General features: G+C 69.4%; 21 protein-coding genes and 1 tRNA gene. 20 read left to right on the plus strand and 2 right to left on the minus strand.

All coding sequences use genetic code 11. The features are described 5' to 3' along the window. The first annotated feature begins 37 nt into the window (after window positions 1-37). The 7 genes from BEN78_12655 to BEN78_12685 all read left to right on the plus strand — a co-directional run bounded on the left by BEN78_12655 (window position 38) and on the right by BEN78_12685 (window position 7,196). Window positions 38-526 carry a hypothetical protein gene (locus tag BEN78_12655; GenBank protein ID ASR45122.1) on the plus strand — a complete coding sequence of 163 codons (489 nt, stop codon included), beginning with the start codon at window positions 38-40 and terminating at the stop codon, window positions 524-526. Between the two features lie 106 nt (window positions 527-632). Continuing rightward, window positions 633-1,751, plus strand: a complete 1,119-nt coding sequence (locus BEN78_12660) for a chorismate synthase (protein ID ASR44095.1) — start codon at window positions 633-635, stop codon at window positions 1,749-1,751. Then, entirely contained in the window at window positions 1,744-2,760 is a 1,017-nt protein-coding gene (locus tag BEN78_12665) for a D-glycerate dehydrogenase (protein ID ASR44096.1), read from the plus strand. The genes BEN78_12660 and BEN78_12665 overlap by 8 nt, the downstream gene beginning before the upstream one ends. Before the next feature lie 75 nt (window positions 2,761-2,835). Beyond that, window positions 2,836-3,864, plus strand: coding sequence for an aspartate-semialdehyde dehydrogenase (locus BEN78_12670; GenBank protein ID ASR44097.1), 1,029 nt, complete (start codon window positions 2,836-2,838; stop codon window positions 3,862-3,864). A gap of 77 nt (window positions 3,865-3,941) precedes the next feature. Beyond that, entirely contained in the window at window positions 3,942-5,774 is a 1,833-nt protein-coding gene (locus tag BEN78_12675) for a hypothetical protein (GenBank protein ASR44098.1), read from the plus strand. Between the two features lie 7 nt (window positions 5,775-5,781). Next, a complete protein-coding gene (locus BEN78_12680) occupies window positions 5,782-6,570 on the plus strand; it encodes a tRNA pseudouridine(38-40) synthase TruA (protein ID ASR45123.1) in 789 nt (262 codons plus the stop codon). Then, a complete protein-coding gene (locus BEN78_12685; protein ID ASR44099.1) occupies window positions 6,567-7,196 on the plus strand; it encodes an N-(5'-phosphoribosyl)anthranilate isomerase in 630 nt (209 codons plus the stop codon). The genes BEN78_12680 and BEN78_12685 overlap by 4 nt, the downstream gene beginning before the upstream one ends. Before the next feature lie 31 nt (window positions 7,197-7,227). Here BEN78_12685 and BEN78_12690 read toward each other — a convergent pair whose 3' ends face one another. Continuing rightward, window positions 7,228-8,112 (minus strand): transcriptional regulator, encoded by an 885-nt coding sequence (locus BEN78_12690; GenBank protein ASR44100.1) that lies wholly within the window; start codon window positions 8,110-8,112, stop codon window positions 7,228-7,230. Between the two features lie 96 nt (window positions 8,113-8,208). Between BEN78_12690 and BEN78_12695 the strand changes: the two genes are divergently transcribed. The 5 genes from BEN78_12695 (at window position 8,209) to BEN78_12715 (ending at window position 13,516) form a co-directional block, all read left to right on the plus strand. Next, the gene (locus BEN78_12695; GenBank protein ID ASR44101.1) at window positions 8,209-9,426 is read left to right on the plus strand and encodes a tryptophan synthase subunit beta; all 1,218 of its coding nucleotides are present in this window, start codon (window positions 8,209-8,211) and stop codon (window positions 9,424-9,426) included. A 20-nt stretch (window positions 9,427-9,446) separates the two neighbouring features. Beyond that, window positions 9,447-10,253, plus strand: coding sequence for a tryptophan synthase subunit alpha (locus BEN78_12700; GenBank protein ID ASR44102.1), 807 nt, complete (start codon window positions 9,447-9,449; stop codon window positions 10,251-10,253). A 79-nt stretch (window positions 10,254-10,332) separates the two neighbouring features. Continuing rightward, window positions 10,333-11,214, plus strand: coding sequence for an acetyl-CoA carboxylase subunit beta (locus BEN78_12705; protein ID ASR44103.1), 882 nt, complete (start codon window positions 10,333-10,335; stop codon window positions 11,212-11,214). Further along, window positions 11,211-12,560 carry a phosphoglucosamine mutase gene (locus BEN78_12710; GenBank protein ID ASR44104.1) on the plus strand — a complete coding sequence of 450 codons (1,350 nt, stop codon included), beginning with the start codon at window positions 11,211-11,213 and terminating at the stop codon, window positions 12,558-12,560. The genes BEN78_12705 and BEN78_12710 overlap by 4 nt, the downstream gene beginning before the upstream one ends. Before the next feature lie 17 nt (window positions 12,561-12,577). Next, window positions 12,578-13,516 (plus strand): flavonol synthase, encoded by a 939-nt coding sequence (locus BEN78_12715; protein ASR44105.1) that lies wholly within the window; start codon window positions 12,578-12,580, stop codon window positions 13,514-13,516. 676 nt (window positions 13,517-14,192) lie between these two features. Here BEN78_12715 and BEN78_12720 read toward each other — a convergent pair. Next, window positions 14,193-14,906: a hypothetical protein gene (locus BEN78_12720; GenBank protein ASR44106.1), complete on the minus strand. Its 714-nt coding sequence runs from the start codon at window positions 14,904-14,906 to the stop codon at window positions 14,193-14,195. 186 nt (window positions 14,907-15,092) lie between these two features. Between BEN78_12720 and BEN78_12725 the strand changes: the two genes are divergently transcribed. The 8 genes from BEN78_12725 to BEN78_12760 all read left to right on the plus strand — a co-directional run bounded on the left by BEN78_12725 (window position 15,093) and on the right by BEN78_12760 (window position 20,339). After that, window positions 15,093-15,845: a triose-phosphate isomerase gene (locus tag BEN78_12725; protein ID ASR44107.1), complete on the plus strand. Its 753-nt coding sequence runs from the start codon at window positions 15,093-15,095 to the stop codon at window positions 15,843-15,845. Between the two features lie 39 nt (window positions 15,846-15,884). Then, window positions 15,885-16,322, plus strand: a complete 438-nt coding sequence (locus tag BEN78_12730; protein ID ASR44108.1) for a preprotein translocase subunit SecG — start codon at window positions 15,885-15,887, stop codon at window positions 16,320-16,322. Between the two features lie 61 nt (window positions 16,323-16,383). Then, window positions 16,384-16,468 (plus strand) — tRNA-Leu (locus tag BEN78_12735). Window positions 16,469-16,810: 342 nt separating this feature from the next. Beyond that, entirely contained in the window at window positions 16,811-17,167 is a 357-nt protein-coding gene (locus BEN78_12740; protein ID ASR44109.1) for an NADH-quinone oxidoreductase subunit A, read from the plus strand. Further along, a complete protein-coding gene (locus BEN78_12745) occupies window positions 17,158-17,736 on the plus strand; it encodes an NADH dehydrogenase (GenBank protein ASR44110.1) in 579 nt (192 codons plus the stop codon). The genes BEN78_12740 and BEN78_12745 overlap by 10 nt, the downstream gene beginning before the upstream one ends. Continuing rightward, window positions 17,729-18,502, plus strand: a complete 774-nt coding sequence (locus BEN78_12750; GenBank protein ID ASR44111.1) for an NADH-quinone oxidoreductase subunit C — start codon at window positions 17,729-17,731, stop codon at window positions 18,500-18,502. The genes BEN78_12745 and BEN78_12750 overlap by 8 nt, the downstream gene beginning before the upstream one ends. Then, on the plus strand, window positions 18,499-19,815 hold the full coding sequence (locus tag BEN78_12755) for an NADH dehydrogenase (protein ID ASR44112.1): 1,317 nt from the start codon (window positions 18,499-18,501) through the stop codon (window positions 19,813-19,815). The genes BEN78_12750 and BEN78_12755 overlap by 4 nt, the downstream gene beginning before the upstream one ends. Beyond that, window positions 19,812-20,339, plus strand: coding sequence for an NADH-quinone oxidoreductase subunit E (locus BEN78_12760; GenBank protein ID ASR44113.1), 528 nt, complete (start codon window positions 19,812-19,814; stop codon window positions 20,337-20,339). The genes BEN78_12755 and BEN78_12760 overlap by 4 nt, the downstream gene beginning before the upstream one ends. The last annotated feature ends 8 nt before the right edge of the window (window positions 20,340-20,347 follow it).

Here is a 20,347-nt window from a genome sequence, read left to right on the forward strand (position 1 = left end):
CGCGCTCGGAACGACCGGCAGCCAGCCGGGCACTGAGATTGTGACGGTCCGGCATCCGGTCCGCTGGAGCCTCTACCAGCTCGGTCAACTCGCACTCGGCGCCGGACTGATCTCGCTGGTGTTCAACTACGGATACCGCTACACGGTCGACCGGGCCGTCAACACGCCGGCGTTCTATGCCGTCACCCTCGCGCTGGGGCTGATCGTGTTCGTGATCTGGCGGCGCGACGCGATCCTGGCCCATCGCTACACGTTCAGTCCCCAGGCCATCGGCGTGCGCACCGCCCTGGGCATGCACCGGACCTTCCCGACCGCCGACTACGCCTTCGTGCCGGTGCTGCACAAGGTCGTGAACCTGCCAGAGCGCAAGGCCGGCCTGTCGTTCCACGTGCGCGATCGCCGTCGTGGCCGCAACGTCCGGCACTACACGTGGTGCGGGTTTGCCGCCGATGACTTCGCGAAGGTCGCACGCCTGTACGGCTATGGCGGCGACACGGATTTCCGGCAGGGCGATTTCGGCCGCTGACCGTCCACACAAACGGTTGTGCGCGCAACCATCCATCCACAGCCCGCACGGGCGCGCTAAGCTTGCCGGCCCCCGTCTTCCGTCGCTCTGCGCGGCGTCCGGTGCCATGTCCAGCAACCGTTTCGGCCAACTGTTCAGCGTCACGACCTTCGGCGAGAGCCACGGACCGGCGATCGGCTGCGTGGTCGATGGGTGCCCGCCGGGCATCGCGCTCGCGCCGGAGGACTTCGCGCATGATCTGGCGCGCCGGGCGACCGGCAAGAGCCGACACACCTCGGCACGGCGCGAGGCCGATGCGGTTGAGATCCTCAGCGGCGTGTACGAAGGCACGACCACCGGCACGCCCATCGCGCTGCTGATCCGCAACACGGACCAGCGCAGCAAGGACTACGCGAACATCGCCGCGCAGTTCCGCCCCGGTCACGCCGACTACGCCTATTGGCAGAAGTACGGCATCCGCGATCCGCGCGGCGGCGGACGTTCGTCGGCGCGCGAGACGACGATGCGCGTGGCCGCAGGCACGATCGCCAAGAAGTGGCTCGCGCAGCGCCACGGCGTCCAGGTGCACGGCTGGCTGTCGCAACTGGGCGAGCTGGTGCCGTCGGTGTCCGATCCGCAGGCGATCGACTGGGCCGTGGTCGAGGCCAACCCGTTCTTCTGGCCGGATGCGGCGCAGGTGCCCGAGCTCGAGGCCTACATGGACGCGCTGCGCAAGTCCGGCGATTCGGTCGGCGCGCGTGTGACCGTGGTCGCCGACGGCGTGCCGCCGGGCTGGGGCGCGCCGATCTACGGCAAGCTCGACGGCGACCTGGCGGCGGCGATGATGTCGATCAATGCGGTCAAGGGCGTCGAGGTCGGCGACGGCTTCGCGGCGGTCGCCCAGCGCGGCAGCGCGCACCGCGATCTGATGACACCGGCCGGTTTCGCATCCAACCATGCCGGCGGTGTGCTTGGCGGCATCAGCACCGGCCAGCAGATCGTGGTCTCGACCGCGTTCAAGCCGACCTCGAGCCTGCGTCTGCCGACCGATGGCGTCGATGTCGACGGCAACGTGGTCGAGGTGGTGACCACCGGCCGCCATGATCCGTGTGTGGGCATCCGCGCCACGCCGATCTGCGAGGCGATGCTGGCGCTGGTGCTGATGGACCAGGCGCTGCGCCATCGCGCGCAGTGCGGCGACGTCGGCGACGTGGGGCCGCGGATCCCGGGACGCATCGATGGCTGAGCCGCGTCCCCGGGTCTGGGTCGCGCAGCCGCTGTTCGACGACATCGTCGCGCGGCTGCACGCGCACTTCGATGTCGTGCAGGTGCCGTCGGTCGTCGAGCACGACGCGGCCGCGGTCGCCGCCGCGTTGCGCGACGCCGACGGGGCGCTGGTGACGCTCAACGAGCGCATCGGCCAGGCCGAGATCGCCGCGGCGCCGCGCCTGCGTGCGATCGCCAATGTCGGCGTGGGCTACAACAATCTCGATATCGCCGCGCTGCACGCGCGCGGCATCGTCGCGACCAACACGCCCGACGTGCTCACCGAGACCACCGCCGACTTCGGCTTTGCGATGATGATGGCCGCCGCGCGCCGCATCACCGAAGCCGAACGCCACCTGCGCGCGGGCCGCTGGCAGGGCTGGAACTTCAAGGGCCTGCTGGGCGCCGATCTGCACGGCAGCACGCTGGGCATTCTGGGCATGGGCCGGATCGGGCAGGGCATTGCCCGGCGCGCCGCCGGTTTCGACATGCGCGTGTGCTACCACAATCGCAGCCGCCTGCCGGCGGAGGTCGAGCGCAGCTGCAACGCGCATTACGTCGAGTTCGATGCGCTGTTCGCGCAGGCCGACCACCTGGTCCTGGTGTTGCCGTACTCGGCTGCCAGCCACCACATCGTCGATGCGGCCGCGCTGGCGTGGATGAAGCCGACGGCGACACTGACCAACATCGCGCGCGGCGGCATCGTCGACGAGTCCGCGCTGGCCGACGCGCTGGCGCATGGCCGCCTGGCATCGGCGGCGCTCGACGTGTTCGAGGGCGAGCCCGACGTCGACCCGCGTCTGCTCGCGCTCGACAACGTGGTGCTGACCCCGCACATCGCCAGCGGCAGCCTGGCCACGCGCCGGGCGATGGTCGCGCTGGCGGTGGACAACCTGATCGCCGCACTGGGCGCCGGCCCCGATGCCGGCCATCCGCCGAGCCCGATCGCGCCGGCTGGCCAGGATGCGAAACGACCGGGAACCGCCTGAGTTCCCGGCGAGCGGTTCCCCGAACCCCGATCAGTGCCCGCGTCTCCCACGTCCCCTTTTTCGAGAGTTCCTGTCATGTCCCAGTCTCCCTCCCGCGCCTTCCGCGTCGCAGTCGTCGGTGCCACCGGCGCCGTCGGTGAAACCATGCTGTCGATCCTCGCCGAACGCGATTTCCCGGTGTCCGAGCTCGTCGCGCTGGCGAGCGAACGCTCGGCCGGCACCACCGTCAAGTTCGGCGACGAGGACATCGTCGTGCAGGACCTGGCGACGTTCGACCCGACTGGCGTCGATATCGCGCTGTTCTCGGCCGGCGGCGCCACCAGCAAGACCTATGCGCCGAAGTTCGCCGCGGCCGGTGCGGTGGTCATCGACAATAGTTCGGCGTTCCGCTACGACGATGACGTGCCGCTGGTGGTCAGCGAGGTCAACCCCGAAGCCGCACGCAATCGCCCGCGCGGCATCATCGCCAACCCCAACTGCTCGACCATGCAGATGCTGGTCGCGCTGGCGCCGCTGCACCGGCAGGCGGGCATCGTGCGGATCAATGTCGCCACCTACCAGTCGGTCTCGGGCGCGGGGCGCTCGGCGATGGAGGAGCTCGGCCGCCAGACCGGCGACCTGCTGAACTTCCGCGACCTCGATCCGCAGAAGTTCCCGGTGCAGATCGCCTTCAACCTGATCCCGCACATTGACGACTTCCTGGACAACGGCTTCACCAAGGAGGAGATGAAGCTGGTCTGGGAGACGCGCAAGATCCTCGGCGACGACAGCATCCTGGTGAACCCGACCGCGGTCCGCGTGCCGGTGTTCTATGGGCACTCGGAAGCGGTGGCGGTGGAAACGCGCGACAAGCTCACTGTCGAGGCGGCGCGTGCGCTGCTGGCGCAGGCGCCCGGCGTGGAGGTCGTCGACGAGCGGCGCGCGGGCGGCTATCCGACCCCGGTCACTCACGCCTCCGGCCGCGACGCGGTGTTCGTGGGCCGCATCCGTGAGGATCTCTCGCATCCCAACGGCCTGAACCTGTGGATCGTCTCGGACAACATCCGCAAGGGCGCCGCGCTCAATGCGGTCCAGGTGGCCGAACTGGTCGCGGCGGAACGCTGAGCATGCGTGCTGGCCGCTCGCCGGGCGCGACGTCGCCAACGTTGCGCAGCGCAGCGGCCGGCCGCTACAGTCGTCCGATGGATCGGGGGAAGATCGTGTCGCGCATCGTGCAGCCCCTGCTGGTGGCGAGCGTGTTGCTGGGCGTCGCCGGGCCGGCGTTGGCGCTGGGACTGGGACGCATCGAGGTCCGTTCGCAGCAGGGCGAGCCGTTGCTGGCCGAGATTCCGGTGATCTCCAGCGACCCGGCCGAACTGCGCCAGTTGCAGGCCCGGCTGGCGTCGCCGGAGACCTTCGCCCGCATCGGCCTGGCGCCGCCGCGCGGCGTGGTCTCGGACCTGCGCTTCGGCGTCGCGCTCGATGCGCGCGGTCGGCCGGTGATCCGGGTCACCAGCGCCGCACCGGTGCAGCAGGCCGCGCTCGCCTTCCTGGTCGAGGTCGATTGGGGGCAGGGCCGGCTGGTGCGCGAGTACTCGGCGCTGCTCGCAGTGCCCGACACCGTCGCGGCCGAAGCGCAGCCCGCGATCCAGGCACCCGTCGCCGCGCCGGCCGACGCGATCGTGCGGCCGGCGGTCGTCTCCGCCACCGAAACACCCGCTGCGCCGGCCCCGCTGCAGGCACAGGCGCCGACCGCGTCACAACAGGCGCCGGCGCCCGCAACGCCAGTGCGCACAGCACCCAGGCCTGCGCCGCCACCCGTGCGACCCGCGGCAAGCATCGCCCAATCGCCTGCCAGCGATCGCGCGCAGACGTTGCCGGCCGTCCGGCCCGGCCAGACCCTGTCGACGATTGCCGCGCCCTTCGCGCGTGAGGCCGGGATCAGCGTCAACCAGGCGATGGTCCTGCTGCTGCGGCACAACCCCGATGCCTTCATCGGCGGCAATCTCAACCTGATCCGTCAGGGCGCCGTGCTGCGCGTGCCGCCGCGCGACGACTGGGCCGAGGCCGGCACCGCCGAGGCCGATGCGCTGGTGCGCCAGCAGGTGGGGCAGTGGCGCGACATGCGCCGGCCCGCCACAGCGTCGGCGCAGGCCGCGACGGTCGCGACGGCGGCGCCCGCGGCGTCCGCCGCGACAACGCCGCCACCCACTGAGCCCCGCGCCGCGTCCGCTGTCACACCCGCTGCGGTTGCCGCACCATCGGCCCGGCTCGAGATCACACCGCCGGCCGGCGACGCTGCGCCGGCGGCGACACAGTCGGGCATCGCGGCCGGCGCTGGAGGAGACATGCTGCGTCAGGACCCGCACCAGGCCGAAGAGGCCGCGATCTCGCGCGACGCGGAGCTTGCCGAACTGCGGTCCAGACTCGACGACCTGGAGCAGCTGCAACGCCAGCAGCAGCGGCTGATCGAGATGAAGGACGCCGACCTCGCGGCTGCGCAGCAGCGTCTGGACGCGGCCACGGCATCGCAAGGCGCGCCCTGGTCCTGGCTGTGGCTGGCCCCGGCGCTGCTGGTGGTCGGTGCACTCGCATTCCTGCTCGGTCGCCGTGGGCGCCGGGCGGCCCCGGCGCGGACGACCACAAGTGCTGCGGACAGCTCGCCGACCGCCGCGCAGCCGGCCGACGCCGTGCCCGCTTTCGCACGCTCGGCACCGCCTGCCGCTGCACCGGCCGCAGCGCCCGTCGTGCCGCCGACCGGCGGGCCGACCTGGCATGTCGGCGATACGCCCCCAGCGTCCGACGCCGCGCCGGTGGCGGCGCCACCGGCGCCTGCGCCGGTCCAGACGCCGGTCGAGCTCGATCGCGGCGACGCGGTCGAACCGCCGCCTGGCATCGAGCGTCTGGAACTCGCCCGCGCCTACATCGACCTGGGCGATGCCGACACCGCGCGCGGCCTGCTGCAGGATGTGGTCGATGGCGGCGATCCGGTCGCCGCGGCCGAGGCCGCGCGCCTGCTGCGCACGCTCGGCTGATCGCGCGATGCGATTCGCGCTGGGCGTCGAGTACGACGGCAATGGTTTTCTGGGCTGGCAACGGCTGAGCCAGGCCGGCGAGGGCGGGCAGGAGTCGGTGCAGGCCGCGCTGGAGACGGCGCTGTCGAAAATCGCCGCGCATCCGGTGGCCACGGTCTGCGCCGGGCGCACCGATGCCGGCGTCCACGCGCAATGCCAGGTCGTGCATTTCGATACCGAGGCCGCGCGCGCGCCGCGCGCCTGGATGCTCGGTGCGACCACGCTGATGCCGCCGCAGGTCAGCGTGCGCTGGTGCCAGCCAGTGCCCGACACGTTCAATGCGCGCTTCTCCGCACGCGCGCGCCATTACCGCTACCGCATCCTCAACCGCCAGGTGCGCCCGGCATTGCACCGGCAATACCTGTCGTGGGAACTACGGCCGCTCGACGCGGCCGCGATGCATCGTGCGGCGCAGGCGCTGGTCGGCGAGCAGGATTTCTCCGCATTCCGCACCGTGCACTGCCAGGCGCCGCACGCGCGCCGCGACCTGCAGCGCATCGCGGTCCGCCGCGATGGCGACGAGGTCGTCGTCGAGGTGCAGGCCAACGCGTTCCTGCACCACATGGTCCGCAACATCGTCGGCTCGCTGCTCGAGGTCGGCGCCGGGGCGCAGCCAGAAAGCTGGATCGCCGAGGTGCTGGCCGGCCGCGATCGCCGCCTGGCCGGCCCGACCGCGCCCGCAGCCGGCCTGGTCTTTCTGGGGCCGTTGTATCCGCCGGAATGGAGCCTGCCGGCGGAAGTCACGCTGCCGGCATGAGCGCGGTCCGGATCAAATTCTGCGGGCTGACCCGGCGCGAGGATGTCGAAACTGCGGTCGCGCTCGGCGTCGACTGTGTCGGTTTCGTGTTCGCGGCGCGCAGCCCGCGCCGGCTCGATCTCGATCAGGCCCGGGCGCTGCGCGCGATCGTGCCACCGCAGGTGCAGGTGGTCGCGTTGACGATGGACAACGCCGCTGCCGAGGTCGCGGCGATCGTCGAGGGCGTGGCGCCCGACGTGCTGCAGTTCCACGGCAACGAGGACGCCGCATTCTGTCGTGGCTTCGGGCGGCCCTACTGGAAGGCGATCGCGATGGGCGGCGATCCGGCGGCCGCGTTGCGCACGCTGGGCGATTGGCCCGATGCCGCGGCGTTCCTGTTCGACGGCCATGCAGCCGGCGAGCCGGGCGGCGGCGGCGCGCGCTTCGACTGGGCGGCGCTGCCCGCGACGCTCGACCGGCCGTTCTGGCTGGCGGGTGGCCTGGATGCCGCCAATGTGGCGCAGGCGATCGCGACCGCGCGCCCGGCGGGGGTCGACGTATCGAGCGGGATCGAGTCGGCGCCGGGTCGCAAGGACGCCGCGCGCATGCGTGCGTTCGTGGCGGCGGTGCGGGACATCGTCCTCTAGCTGGGTTCGGTGCTGCGTTGCCGCGCGGCGGTCAGGCCAGTTCCCGCGACAGCCAGTTCGCCAGCCCGTTGGCGCGGGCATCGTCGCCATCGCGCGGGCTTGCGAGCACCCACTGGGCGCCGGTGGCGGCAAAGCCCCAGGGGGCGAGCAGGCGGCCGGCAGCGAGATCGTCGGCGACGAGCTCCTGCGGCGCGATCGCCACACCGAGTCCGGCAACCGCGGCTTCGAGCAGGAAGTAGAGATGCTCGAAGCCCGTGCCCAGGGCCTGGGGCGGCGCTGCACCGCTGGCCGCCGCCCAGGCGGGCCACGCCTGCGGCCGCGACAGGGTGTGCAGCAGTGGCTCGCGCAACAAGGCGTCGGGTGCGAGTGCGCGCAGGCGTGCGACCTCGGGATGCCGGGGGCTGACGACTGGTCCGATGCGTTCGGGCGCCAACGGGCGTACGCGCCAGGTGGCCGGCCAGGGCGCCTGGCCGATCAGCAAGGCGGCGTCGAAGCCGGCCAGCGACTGCGGAAACGCGCCCTCGTGCGGCGACAGGTGCAAGCGCAACTCGGGTAAGGCCTCCGCCAGTCGAGGCAGGCGCGGAATCACCCAACGCGCGACCAGGCTGCCTGGGCAGCCGAGCACCAGGGCCGCATCGCCCTGCGTGTGCCGGATCGTCGCGACCGCACTACGCAGGCGCGTGAAGGCATCGCCGGCCGCATCGCGCAGACGTTCCCCGGCCGGCGTAAGCCGCAGGCCGCGGCCGGCGCGGACGAACAGGGGCGTGCCCAGCGCGTCCTCGAGCAACCGCACCTGGCGGCTGACCGCCCCATGGGTCACATGCAGGGCTTCGGCGGCCCGGGTGAGGCTGCCCAGCCGGGCGGCCGCCTCGAAGGCGCGCACGGCGTTGAGCGACGGCAGATCGGCATCGGTCATCTGTGAGATTTCCTGAGCTAACGGTCAGATCTTATCGGTTCCGGGGCTTGGACGTGTGCGCTAGAGTGCGAGTCATCTTTTCGCCGTGTCCTTTCGATGTCCGACGCTCCGATCACCGACTTCCACGCCTATCCCGACGCCGCCGGCCACTTCGGTCGCTACGGGGGGCGCTTCGTCGCCGAGACGCTGGTCGGGCCGGTCGCCGAGCTCGCGGCCGCTTACGACGCTGCGAAGGTCGATCCCGCGTTCCAGCAGGCGTTCGACGCCGACCTCGCGCATTACGTCGGTCGGCCCAGCCCGATCTATCACGCGCAGCGGCTCAGCGACGCGGTGGGCGGGGCGCGCATCCTGCTCAAGCGCGAGGACCTCAACCACACCGGCGCGCACAAGATCAACAACACCATCGGCCAGGCGCTGCTCGCCAGCCGGATGGGCAAGACCCGGATCATTGCCGAGACCGGCGCCGGCCAGCACGGCGTGGCCTCGGCGACCGTCGCCGCGCGCCTGGGGCTCGAGTGCGTGGTCTACATGGGCGCGACCGATATCGAGCGGCAGAAGATCAACGTCTACCGCATGCGCCTGCTCGGCGCGCAGGTGGTGCCGGTGACCTCGGGCTCGGCGACGCTCAAGGACGCGCTCAACGAGGCGATGCGCGACTGGGTCACCAACATCGCCGATACCTTCTACATCATCGGTACCGTCGCCGGTCCCGACCCGTACCCGCGCATGGTCCGCGACTTCAACGCCATCGTCGGCCGCGAGGCGCGGGCGCAGATGCTCGCCGAGTACGGACGGCTGCCCGATGCGATCACCGCGTGCGTGGGCGGCGGCAGCAACGCGATCGGCCTGTTCCACGCGTTCCTCAACGATCCGGGCGTGCGCATCGTCGGCGCCGAGGCCGCTGGCGATGGCATCGCGACCGGCCGTCATGCCGCCTCGATCGCCGCCGGCCGGCCGGGTGTGCTGCACGGCAACCGCACCTATGTGATCTGCGACGACGACGGCCAGATCACCGAGACGCACTCGGTGTCCGCTGGGCTCGACTACCCGGGCGTCGGCCCCGAGCATGCGTTCCTGGCCGACGCCGGCCGCGCGCAGTACGTCGGCGTCACCGACGACGAAGCGCTGGCCGCGTTCCACCAACTCGCCCGCACCGAGGGCATCCTGGCCGCACTCGAATCCAGCCACGCCATCGCCCAGGCGATCAAGCTCGCGCGCGACCTGCCCAAGGACGCGATCGTGCTGGCAAACCTGTCTGGCCGCGGCGACAAGGACGTGCACACGATCGCCGGGCGCGAGGGGTTCACGCTGTGAGCGCGGCGACCGGATCTGCGATGTCCCGGATCGACGCCCGCTTCGCCGCGCTGCGCGCCAGTGGCCGCAAGGCGCTGATCCCGTTCGTCACCGCCGGCGATCCGTCGCTGGAGGCGACGGTGCCGGTCATGCGTGCGCTGGTCGATGCGGGCGCGGACATTCTCGAGCTCGGCGTGCCGTTCTCCGACCCGATGGCCGACGGCCCGACGATTCAGCGCAGTTCCGAACGCGCGCTTGCACGCGGCGCCGGCATGGCCTGGGTCCTCGATGCGGTGCGTGCGTTCCGGGCGACGGATGCCACGACTCCGGTCGTGCTGATGGGCTATCTCAACCCGGTGGATATCCGCGGCCCGGCGGCCTTCGCCGCGCAGGCGCGCGAGGCCGGCGTCGATGGCGTGCTGCTGGTGGACCTGCCGCCCGAGGAGGCCAGCGAGTACCGCGCCGCCTTCGATGCCCAAGGGCTGGCGCTGATCCTGCTGGCCTCGCCGACAACCGATGCCACCCGCATCGAGACCTTGTGCGCCCAGGCGCAGGGCTACCTGTACTACGTCAGCTTCGCCGGGGTCACCGGTGCCTCCGACCGGCTCGACCCGACGCAGGCTTCGGCCCGATTGCGGACGCTGCGACAGGCCAGTCGCGCGCCGGTCGTCGCCGGCTTCGGCATCCGCGACGCTGCCGGTGCCGCGGCGATGGCGGCCGACGCCGATGGCGTGGTCGTGGGCAGCGCCCTGGTCGCCGAGATCGCCGATGCCGCCGATCCGGGCGAGGCCGCGCGCCGTGCCGGGGCGTTCCTGGCGCCGCTGCGGGCCGCGCTCGACGCTGCCTGAACGGCGCGGCCCGGCACCGGCCGTCGGTTACACTTCCGCGCTTCGCGGCCCCGTACGGGCCGGCGGGAGTACACGAGCCATGTCCTGGTTGCAGAAGATCATGCCGCCGCGCATCCGCACCGATGCCGCCGCGGTCCGCAAGCGCAGCGTCCCCGAGGGCCTGTGGGAGAAGTGCGAGCGCTGCAGCGCCGTGCTCTACGGCCCCGAACTCGAAGAGAACCTCGAGGTCTGCCCCAAATGCGGGTTCCACCGTCCGATCCGCGCACGCGCGCGCCTGAAGGCTTTCCTGGACCCGGGCAGCGTGCAGGAGATCGCGGCTGGCCTCGGCCCGACCGACATCCTGAAGTTCAAGGACCAGAAGAAGTACTCGGACCGCATCAAGGCCGCACAGCGCTCGACCGGCGAGCGCGACACCCTGGTCGCGATGCAGGGCACGTTGATGCAGCGCCCGATCGTCGCCAGCGCGATGGACTTCGCCTACATGGGCGGTTCGATGGGCTCGGTCGGCGGCGAGAAGTTCGCGCGTGCCGCCGAGCAGGCGCTGGCCGCCGGTACCCCGTTCGTCAGCTTCGCCGCCAGCGGCGGCATGCGCATGCAGGAAAGCATGTTCTCGCTGATGCAGATGGCCAAAACCTCGGCCGCCCTCGGCCGTTTGCGCGAGGCCGGCCTGCCGTACATCTCGGTGTTGACCAACCCGACCTTCGGCGGCGCCTCGGCGTCGTTCGCGATGCTCGGCGACATCAACATGGCCGAGCCCGAAGCGCTGATCGGCTTCGCCGGTCCGCGCGTGATCGAGCAGACCGTGCGCGAGACCCTGCCCGAGGGCTTCCAGCGCAGCGAGTTCCTGCTCGAGCACGGCGCGATCGACCAGATCTGCGACCGCCGCGAACTGCGTGCGCGCATCGCGCGTCTACTCGCGTTGCTGAGCCGGCAGGACGCGCCTTCCGAGGCCGCCGCGTGAGCCGCAGATACTTCGGTACCGACGGCATCCGCGGCCGGGTGGGCGAGGGCTCGATTTCGGCCGATTTCGTGCTGCGCCTGGGCAACGCCTACGGCCATTCGCTGCGCGCGCGCGGCGCCGACTGGCGGCGCCCGCAGGTGGTGATCGGCAAGGACACGCGGATCTCCAACTACATGTTCGAGGCCGCACTCGAGGCCGGCCTGGTCGCGGCCGGGGTTGACGTGCAGCTGATGGGCCCGATGCCCACGCCTGCGGTCGCGCACCTCACGCGCTCGCTCGGCGCCGACGGCGGCATCGTGATTTCCGCCTCGCACAACCCGCACCACGACAACGGCATCAAGTTCTTCAGTGCGCAGGGCGAAAAGCTCGACGACGCCACCGAACTGGCGATCGAGGCGGCGCTCGACCAGCCGTTCCGCACCGTGCCGTCGGAGCGGCTGGGCAAGGCAGTGCGTACGCGCGATGCGGTCGGCCGTTATGTCGAAGCCTGCAAGGCCTCGGTGCCGCGCGGCTTCGATCTCGACGGCATGCGCATCGTCGTCGACTGCGCCAATGGCGCGACCTACCAGGTCGGGCCGATCGTGCTGCGCGAGCTGGGCGCCCAGGTCGAGGTGATCGGCGCCGAGCCCAATGGCGTCAATATCAACGACGGCGTCGGCTCGACCCATCCCGAAGGCCTGGCTGGACGCGTCAGTCACAGCGGTGCGAACCTCGGGATCGCCTTCGACGGCGACGGCGACCGCGTGCTGTTCGTCGACAGCAACGGCACTGTGCGCGACGGCGACGATCTGCTCTACGTGCTGGCCCGCGACTGGCAGCAGCAGGGGCGCCTGCAGGGACCGGTCGTCGGCACGTTGATGAGCAACTATGGCCTGGAGCGCGCCTTCGGCGAGGCCGGCATCGGCTTCCTGCGCGCCAAGGTCGGTGATCGCTATGTGCACCAGGCACTGATCGAACACGACGGCGTGCTCGGCGGCGAGACCTCCGGTCACCTGCTGTGTCTGGATCGCGCCAGCACCGGTGACGGCATCATCAGTGCGTTGCAGGTGCTCGAAGTGCTGCGCCGCCGCGGCGTGTCGCTGCAACAGGCGCTGCACGGCCTGGCGAAGGTGCCGCAGCGCACTGTCAACGTCCGCTACGCGGGCGATGCCAAGCCGGCCCAGGCGCCGTCGGTGCAGGCCGCACTGGCGCAGGCGCAAGCGGCGGTCGAGGGCCGCGGTCGCGCCTTCCTGCGGCCGTCGGGCACCGAGCCGGTCGTGCGCGTGACCGTCGAGGCCGACGATGCCGCCCTGATGCAAACCACGCTTGATCGACTGGCCGACGCGGTGCGCGCGGCCGCTGCCTGACTTTTGGAGGATTTTTCATGACCGCCCGCATTCCGACGCTCGACATTCGACGCTTCGACACGGACCGGGACGCCTTCGTCGCCGAACTCGGCTCTGCCTACCGGCAGTGGGGCTTTGCGGGCATCAAGGGCCACGGCATCCCACAGGCGCAGATCGATGCGGCCTACGACGTCTTCAAGGCGTTCTTCGCGCTGCCCGAGGCGACCAAGCTGCAGTACCACGTTCCCGGCGGCGGCGGCGCGCGCGGCTATACCGCGTTCGGCGTCGAGACTGCCAAGGGTGCCCAGCACTTCGACCTCAAGGAGTTCTGGCACATTGGTCGCGAGATCGCGGACGACTCGAAGTACCGCGATGTGATGCCGCCGAACCTGTGGCCGTCCGAGGTGCCGGGCTTCCGCGAGCACGGCTACGGGCTGTACCAGGCGCTCGATGCGCTGGGTGCGCGGGTGCTCTCGGCGCTCGCACTGCACATTGGCTTGCCCGAGCACTGGTTCGCCGACAAGACCGACAGTGGCAATTCGATCCTGCGCCCGATCCACTATCCGCCGATCACCGCCGATGACATCCCCAACGTGCGCGCCGGCGCGCACGAGGACATCAACCTGATCACGCTGCTGGTCGGCGCCAGCGCCGCCGGCCTGGAAGTGCGTTCGCATGACGGCGAGTGGGTGCCGTTCACCTCGGACGCCGACACCATCGTGGTCAACATCGGCGACATGCTGCAGCGCCTGACCAATCACGTGTATCCGTCGACGACGCATCGGGTAACCAATCCACCGGGCGAGGCGGCGCGCCAGCCGCGCTATTCGGTGCCGTTCTTCCTGCACCCCAATCCGGACTTCCTGATCGACGTACTGCCCTCGACGGTCACTGCCGACAACCCGAGCCGCTACCCCGAGCCGATCACCGCCCAGGGCTATCTCGAGGAACGGCTGCGCGAGATCAAGCTCAAGTAACGAGATTCGCGATGCGTTATAGCTGATTTGAAACGGCGCCTTTGGGCGCCGTTTCTTTTGGTGCTTCTCTCAACTGCGGATGAGAGTCCACTTCGGATGGGCACCGGCCTGTCAGCCGGAAGCCGCTCTTCCCTCGGTCAAGGCCGCTTCGCGGTCCGGCCACGCGAAGCACGCGTGGCGTTCGCATGGATGCGCGGCAGTGCCGCGCAGGCCATCCATGCTCGCCCTGCCTTGACTCGGGCGCGCGCCCTCCATGGCGCGCTCGACGCGGCCACCGGCTGTCAGTCCGCTGCCATAGACGTTTGCAACCCGACTTCGGGTGGATGTGAAGTCGCCCGCTGGAAGAAGTCGCGCACTGTCGGCCTCAGTGCGTCGTGCTGGTCGGGGATTGCGATAGCGGGCCATGGATGGCCCGCGGCGGCGAGTCAGCCATGGGTGAGTGCGGGCTGCTCGCGCGGCATGCCGCGCAGCCCGCACGAACGCCCGGCGTGCTTCGCCGGGCCGGACCGCGGAGCGGGCTGACCGAGCCGGGGAGCAGTCCCCGGCCGGCGCGACGCGCGCTCCGGAGATGGCCCCATGATCGAGCGAGCAGAAGTAGGATCCCCTGATCTCGGCGGAGAACCTTCTTCGGGCGTTGTTGCCCCTTCGGATCGCCCCTGCACCCATCAAAAGCCTCTCAGAACCCGTACACCACGTTCACCGTCGTCAGCCGGTCGGTGCGCTGGCGGTCGTCGGTGACCTCGGTGTTGTGGCGGATCTCGAAGCCAGCCTTGAGGGCGAGGGCGTCGGTCATCTTCACCTGCACGCCGAGCTCGTTGCGGGCGAAGGTGTTGTCGCTGCCCGATTCGATCAGCAGAGTGTCGTAGAGGCGGGTGTTGTCGTTGAGCTGATGGCTGAAGTCCATGAAGCCGCGGACGATCGCCTCGTTGTTGTGCACGCGCACATCCTGCGCCTTGGCCCAGCGATAACCGGGGCCGATCTCGAACACCAGCTTGGTGCGCTCGTCCATGAAGGCTTCGAAGCCGTAGCCGCCGGCCACCGTGGTCTGGTACTCGTTGGTGCTGAAATGGTCGCGCTCGTTGCGCGCCGAGCCGAACACGTAGTGCCGCTCGCCGAGTTGGTAGCCGGTCGAGCCGAACAGCTCGTAGCGGCGCGCGTTCTCGACCTCGTCGGCGGTGCCGTACAGGAACGACGCATTCACCGCATGCTTCCACAGTTCGGTCTCACGGGCGAGCGCGAGCTTGCCCACGATCGTTTCGCTGTCGGTGTTGCCTTTGGAGATGGCCACGCCGAGCTCGCCGGTGCCGGTCCAGCCGTCGGTGGCCAGGGCGAGCGTGGGGGCCAGCGCGAGCGCGCAGGCGAGGGCGGTGAGGGCAGGGAAAGAGCGCATGGGTGGGGGACTCCGGTCATCGTGGACATCACGCGAAACAGGCCGCGCAACAAAAAGCCGGCGAGGGCCGGCTACGGCTATTTTGCGATGTGAAGACCGGCCTTTGAAGGCCCGCGCGATTCTCCAGCTATGCCCCGTTGGGGTGCAGCGCCTAGAATCCCCGTTCCGCATTCATGAGGATGGCCAATGCGTCCACGCATCGTCGCCGGCAACTGGAAGCTGCACGGCAGCCGTGAATTCGCCAATGCGCTGGTATCGCGGATCGCCGCGACGCCGGCGCCGGGGGTCGAGGTGGTGATCCTGCCACCGCTGCCTTATCTGGGCGACCTGGCCGAAGCCTTCGCGGGTGCCCAGGGCCTTGCCTTCGGTGCCCAGGATGTCAGCAGCAACCAAGAGGGCGCCTATACCGGCGAGGTGTCGGCGACGATGCTCGTCGATGTCGGCGCGCGCTTCGGGCTGGTCGGCCATTCCGAGCGTCGGCAGTACCACCACGAGAGCAGCGAGCATGTGGCGCGCAAGTTCCTGGCAGCGGTCAATGCCGGGCTGCGGCCGATCCTGTGCGTGGGCGAGTCGCTGCAGCACCGCGACGCCGGCCTCACCGAGGACGCCATTGCCGCCCAGTTGCGCCCGGTGCTCGACCTGGTCAGCGCGGCCGCCTTCGCCGACGCGGTCGTCGCCTACGAGCCGGTCTGGGCGATCGGCACCGGCCGGACTGCGTCTCCGGACCAGGCCCAGGCCGTCCACGCCTTCATCCGTAGCGAAATCGCGGCACGGGATGCTAAGATCGCCGATTCGTTGCCGATCCTGTATGGCGGCAGCGTCAAGCCCGCCAACGCGGCCGAGCTGTTCGCGCAGCCGGATGTCGACGGCGGGTTGATCGGCGGAGCCTCGCTGTCGGCCGCCGATTTCCTGGCCATCGTCGCTGCAGCCGCGCGCTGAGCGGCCCCTCGTACCACACGTTCTGCGAGCGCCCACGCAATGCTGTTCGTCTTCAACCTCTTGTTCGTCATCATCGCGATCGCGATGATCATCCTGGTTCTGATGCAGCGCGGCGCCGGTGCGTCGGCCGGTTCGGGCTTCGGCGGCGGCGCCTCGGCCACGGTCTTTGGCGCGCGCGGCTCGTCGAACTTCCTGTCCAAGGCCACGAAGTGGCTGGCGATCTCGTTCTTCTCGATCACCCTGTTCATGGCCTGGTACGCGATGCATCGGGCCAACCCCAATGCGCTGGATATGGATCTGGGCGTGATGGGTGCGCAGCAGCAGGCGCCCGCCGTGCCGGCAGTGCCGCAGGGCGACGCTGCCGTGCCCGCAGCACCGGCAGTCTCGGGCGCGGTCCCGCAGGCGCCGGCCGACGCCGCGACTGTGCCGTCGGCACCGGCGCAGGAACCTGCGCCGCAGGCTCCCCAGACGGAATAATTCGCGCTACAATGCGCGGCTACCGAGTGCTGTTGTAACGCGCTCGGGCGGTTTCAGGTTTGCCCAGGTGGCGGAATTGGTAGACGCACTACCTTGAGGTGGTAGCGGCTTAGGTCGTGGGGGTTCGAGTCCCCCCTTGGGCACCAGAAAATACGGACGTCGGCACGCGTGCCGCGCCGGCGAAAAGCCCCGCAAAAGCGGGGGTTTTTCGTTTCAAGCACGCGGTTTGCTGCGGTTGAGACGCGTTCTTGCCGCATGCGTCCGGTCGGCGCCTGGGCGCCTCCTTGCAGGCCGCCCGAATCGCGTATCGGCCCGGGGTAATCGTTTACTCGTCAGTTCTGAAAACGGTACAATTAGGGGGATCGGTGGAGGCGTCGCCAACGCGGCGGTCCCCGATATGCGTGAGGCGCCCAGGCGCCTCGTGAGTGCGACGTCACGACGTCGAGCCAAGGCCGCAAACCTGCGGCTGTAGCCGAGAGAACAATCCAGTGCTGGCCGAATATCTGCCGACCCTGCTGTTCCTGATCGTTGCCACGGGGATCGGCATCGCCTTGCTGGTCGTTGGCAACCTGCTCGGGCCCAAGCGCCCGTCGCTGGAGAAGCTGTCGCCCTACGAGTGCGGATTCGAGGCATTCGAGGACGCGCGCATGCAGTTCGATGTGCGCTACTACCTGATCGCGATCCAGTTCATCGTCTTCGACCTGGAAATCATCTTCATCGTGCCCTGGGCGACCGTGTTCCGCGAACTCGGCATGCTCGGCCTGATTGAGATGGGCATCTTCGCCGGCATGCTGCTGCTCGGCTTCATCTACGTGTGGAAGAAGGGAGCGCTGGAATGGGAGTGAGCCAGACCGTTGCGCGCCTGATGAACAACCCGCTGCCGGAAGGCCGGGTCGACGACATCCTGCGCCCTGAAGGCGAAAACCCGCTGCTCGAGCGCGGTTTCGTCACCACCAGCTCCGACGCGCTGCTCAATTGGGCGCGGACCGGCTCGATGTGGCCGATGACCTTCGGTCTGGCCTGCTGCGCGGTGGAGATGATGCACGCCGGCGCAGCGCGCCTGGACCTGGACCGTTACGGCGTGGTGTTCCGCCCCAGTCCGCGCCAGTCCGACGTGATGATCGTGGCCGGCACCCTGGTCAACAAGATGGCCCCGGCGCTGCGCAAGGTCTACGACCAGATGCCCGATCCGAAGTGGGTCATCTCGATGGGCAGCTGCGCCAATGGCGGCGGTTACTACCACTATTCCTATTCCGTGGTGCGCGGCTGCGACCGCATCGTGCCCGTCGATGTCTATGTGCCGGGCTGTCCGCCGACGGCCGAGGCGTTGGTCTACGGCATCCTGCAGTTGCAGAAGAAGATCCGCCGCGCCACCAATTTCGGCGACGAGAAGACGGGGCTGCGCGATGCGTGACCAACCTGTTCGCGAGTCGGCGAGCGCATTCGCCGCGCGCCTGCGCACTCGCTTTTTGGACGCCGAGGTCGGCGTTGCGCTGCCGCGCGGTGAGGTGACGATCACCACCGCTGGCGACTGGCTCGATACCTGCCGTGCGTTGCGCGACGAGTTCGGCTTTCAGTCGCTGATCGATCTGTGTGGCGTCGATTACCTGGGCTACGGCAGCGACGAGTGGGACACCGAAGTGTCCTCCGAAGGCTTCAGTCGCGGCGTCGAAGGCCGTGGTCCGGGTCGCTTCCGCTTCGGTGAAGCTCCGAGTCGCCAGGTCGGCCAGCCCGATGCGACCGCCGAGATCCCGGTGCCGCAGCGCCGCTTCGTCGTGGTCGCGCAGCTGTTGTCGATCCGTCACAACCGCCGCCTGACGGTGCGCTGCTTTGCGCCGAGCGACGACCTGCCGGTCGTGTCCTCGCTGACCGGGCTGTGGCCGGTCGCCGACTGGTTCGAGCGTGAGGCGTTCGACCTGTTCGGCGTGATCTTCGAAGGCCATCCCGACCTGCGCCGGATCCTCACCGATTACGGCTTCGTCGGCCATCCGTTCCGCAAGGATTTCCCGTTGATCGGCAACGTCGAAGTGCGTTACGACGCCGAACGCAAACGCGTGGTCTACGAGCCGGTGACCTCGGTCGAGCCGCGCGTCGGCGTGCCGCGCGTGATCCGCGACGATGCCCGCTATGCGACCGCCAGCGGTGAGCAGATGGCCCGCCGCGCGGAGAACGCCAAATGAGTGCCGTGCCGACTACCTCCCTGCACCAGGCGAACACCACGCCGAGCGCGGATGTCCTCAAGCAGGAGATCCGCAACTACACGTTCAACTTCGGTCCGCAGCATCCGGCCGCGCATGGCGTGCTGCGCCTGATCCTGGAAATGGACGGCGAGACGGTGATGCGCGCCGATCCGCATATCGGCCTGCTCCATCGCGGGACCGAGAAGCTGGCCGAGTCCAAGCCGTTCAACCAGTCGATCGGCTACATGGACCGTCTCGACTACGTGTCGATGATGTGCAACGAGCACGCCTACGTGCGCGCCATCGAGACGCTGATGGGCGTCGAGGCGCCCGAGCGCGCACAGTGGATCCGCACGCTGTTCGACGAGGTCACGCGGATCCTCAACCACCTGATGTGGGTCGGCTCCAACGCGCTCGACCTGGGCGCGATGGCGGTGATGCTCTATGCGTTCCGCGAGCGCGAAGAGCTGATGGACGTCTACGAGGCGGTCTCGGGCGCGCGCATGCATGCCGCCTACTACCGGCCTGGCGGTGTCTACCGCGACCTGCCCGAGCGCATGCCGCAGTACAAGGAATCGCGCTGGCGCAAGGGCGAGAAGCTCAAGCGCTTCAATGCCTGGCGCGAGGGCTCGATGCTCGACTACCTGGAGGCGTTCGCCAAGGACTTCCCCAGCCGCGTCGACGAGTACGAGACCCTGCTCACCGACAACCGCATCTGGAAGCAGCGCACTGTCGGCATCGGCGTCATCCCGCCCGAGCAGGCGATGGCCTGGGGCATGACCGGCCCGATGCTGCGCGGTTCGGGCGTCGAATGGGATCTGCGCAAGACCCAGCCGTATGCGCGCTATGCCGATGTCGATTTCGATATCGCGGTCGGCGTCAACGGCGACTGCTACGACCGCTACCTGGTCCGCATCTTCGAAATGCGCCAGTCGGCACGGATCATCGCCCAGTGCGTGGCGTGGCTGAAGGCCAACCCCGGCCCGGTCATGCTCGACAACTACAAGGTGTCGCCCCCCTCCCGCGCGGAGATGAAGGACGACATGGAAGCGCTGATCCACCACTTCAAGCTGTTCACCGAGGGCTATTGCGTGCCCGCGGGCGAGACCTACAGTGCGGTCGAGGCGCCCAAGGGCGAGTTCGGCTGCTACCTGGTCTCCGACGGCGCGAACAAGCCGTTCCGCGTGCATCTGCGCGCGCCCGGCTTTGCGCATCTCTCGTCGATGGACGCGATCACCAAGGGCCACATGCTCTCGGACGTCGTCGCGATGATCGGCACCTACGACATCGTGTTCGGAGAAGTCGACCGATGAAGGCGACCGGAAATTTCGAGAACGCCCGCAACGTCGACCCGATGGTCGTGCTCAGCGAGGACACCCGCGCGCACATCGACCACTGGTTGACCAAGTTCCCGCCTGATCGTAAGCGTTCGGCGGTGCTGCAGGGCCTGTTCGCTGCGCAGGAGCAGAATGGCGGCTATCTCACCGACGAGCTCATCGCCGGCGTGGCCAAGTACCTGGACCTGCCGCCGGTGTGGGCGTACGAGGTCGCGACGTTCTACTCGATGTTCGAAACCGAGAAGGTCGGCCGCAACAACGTCGCCTTCTGCACCAACATCAGCTGCTGGCTCAACGGCGCCGAGGATCTGGTCGCGCACGCCGAGAAGAAGCTCGGCTGCAAACTGGGCGAGTCCACGGCCGACGGCCGCGTCTTCCTCAAGCGCGAGGAAGAATGCGTCGCCGCGTGCTGCGGCGCGCCGGTTGTGGTCATCAACGGTCACTACCACGAGAAGCTCTCGCCCGAGAAGGTCGATGAGCTGCTCGATGGTCTGAAGTAGGGCAACGC

Source organism: Xanthomonas citri pv. mangiferaeindicae (assembly GCA_002240395.1).
Classification (GTDB): domain Bacteria; phylum Pseudomonadota; class Gammaproteobacteria; order Xanthomonadales; family Xanthomonadaceae; genus Luteimonas; species Luteimonas citri_A.

What these genes read in the sequence shown, in the direction of transcription:
- BEN78_12675 (ASR44098.1), top strand. Translation starts at nt 3,942, where the DNA reads ATGGATCGGGGGAAGATCGTGTCGCGCATCGTGCAGCCCCTGCTGGTG.
- BEN78_12760 (ASR44113.1), top strand. Translation starts at nt 19,812, where the DNA reads ATGAAGGCGACCGGAAATTTCGAGAACGCCCGCAACGTCGACCCGATG.
- BEN78_12700 (ASR44102.1), top strand. Translation starts at nt 9,447, where the DNA reads ATGTCCCGGATCGACGCCCGCTTCGCCGCGCTGCGCGCCAGTGGCCGC.
- BEN78_12690 (ASR44100.1), bottom strand. Translation starts at nt 8,112, where the DNA reads ATGACCGATGCCGATCTGCCGTCGCTCAACGCCGTGCGCGCCTTCGAG.
- BEN78_12680 (ASR45123.1), top strand. Translation starts at nt 5,782, where the DNA reads ATGCGATTCGCGCTGGGCGTCGAGTACGACGGCAATGGTTTTCTGGGC.
- BEN78_12720 (ASR44106.1), bottom strand. Translation starts at nt 14,906, where the DNA reads ATGCGCTCTTTCCCTGCCCTCACCGCCCTCGCCTGCGCGCTCGCGCTG.
- BEN78_12715 (ASR44105.1), top strand. Translation starts at nt 12,578, where the DNA reads ATGACCGCCCGCATTCCGACGCTCGACATTCGACGCTTCGACACGGAC.
- BEN78_12685 (ASR44099.1), top strand. Translation starts at nt 6,567, where the DNA reads ATGAGCGCGGTCCGGATCAAATTCTGCGGGCTGACCCGGCGCGAGGAT.
- BEN78_12725 (ASR44107.1), top strand. Translation starts at nt 15,093, where the DNA reads ATGCGTCCACGCATCGTCGCCGGCAACTGGAAGCTGCACGGCAGCCGT.
- BEN78_12660 (ASR44095.1), top strand. Translation starts at nt 633, where the DNA reads ATGTCCAGCAACCGTTTCGGCCAACTGTTCAGCGTCACGACCTTCGGC.
- BEN78_12730 (ASR44108.1), top strand. Translation starts at nt 15,885, where the DNA reads ATGCTGTTCGTCTTCAACCTCTTGTTCGTCATCATCGCGATCGCGATG.
- BEN78_12670 (ASR44097.1), top strand. Translation starts at nt 2,836, where the DNA reads ATGTCCCAGTCTCCCTCCCGCGCCTTCCGCGTCGCAGTCGTCGGTGCC.
- BEN78_12750 (ASR44111.1), top strand. Translation starts at nt 17,729, where the DNA reads ATGCGTGACCAACCTGTTCGCGAGTCGGCGAGCGCATTCGCCGCGCGC.
- BEN78_12755 (ASR44112.1), top strand. Translation starts at nt 18,499, where the DNA reads ATGAGTGCCGTGCCGACTACCTCCCTGCACCAGGCGAACACCACGCCG.
- BEN78_12665 (ASR44096.1), top strand. Translation starts at nt 1,744, where the DNA reads ATGGCTGAGCCGCGTCCCCGGGTCTGGGTCGCGCAGCCGCTGTTCGAC.
- BEN78_12695 (ASR44101.1), top strand. Translation starts at nt 8,209, where the DNA reads ATGTCCGACGCTCCGATCACCGACTTCCACGCCTATCCCGACGCCGCC.
- BEN78_12705 (ASR44103.1), top strand. Translation starts at nt 10,333, where the DNA reads ATGTCCTGGTTGCAGAAGATCATGCCGCCGCGCATCCGCACCGATGCC.
- BEN78_12745 (ASR44110.1), top strand. Translation starts at nt 17,158, where the DNA reads ATGGGAGTGAGCCAGACCGTTGCGCGCCTGATGAACAACCCGCTGCCG.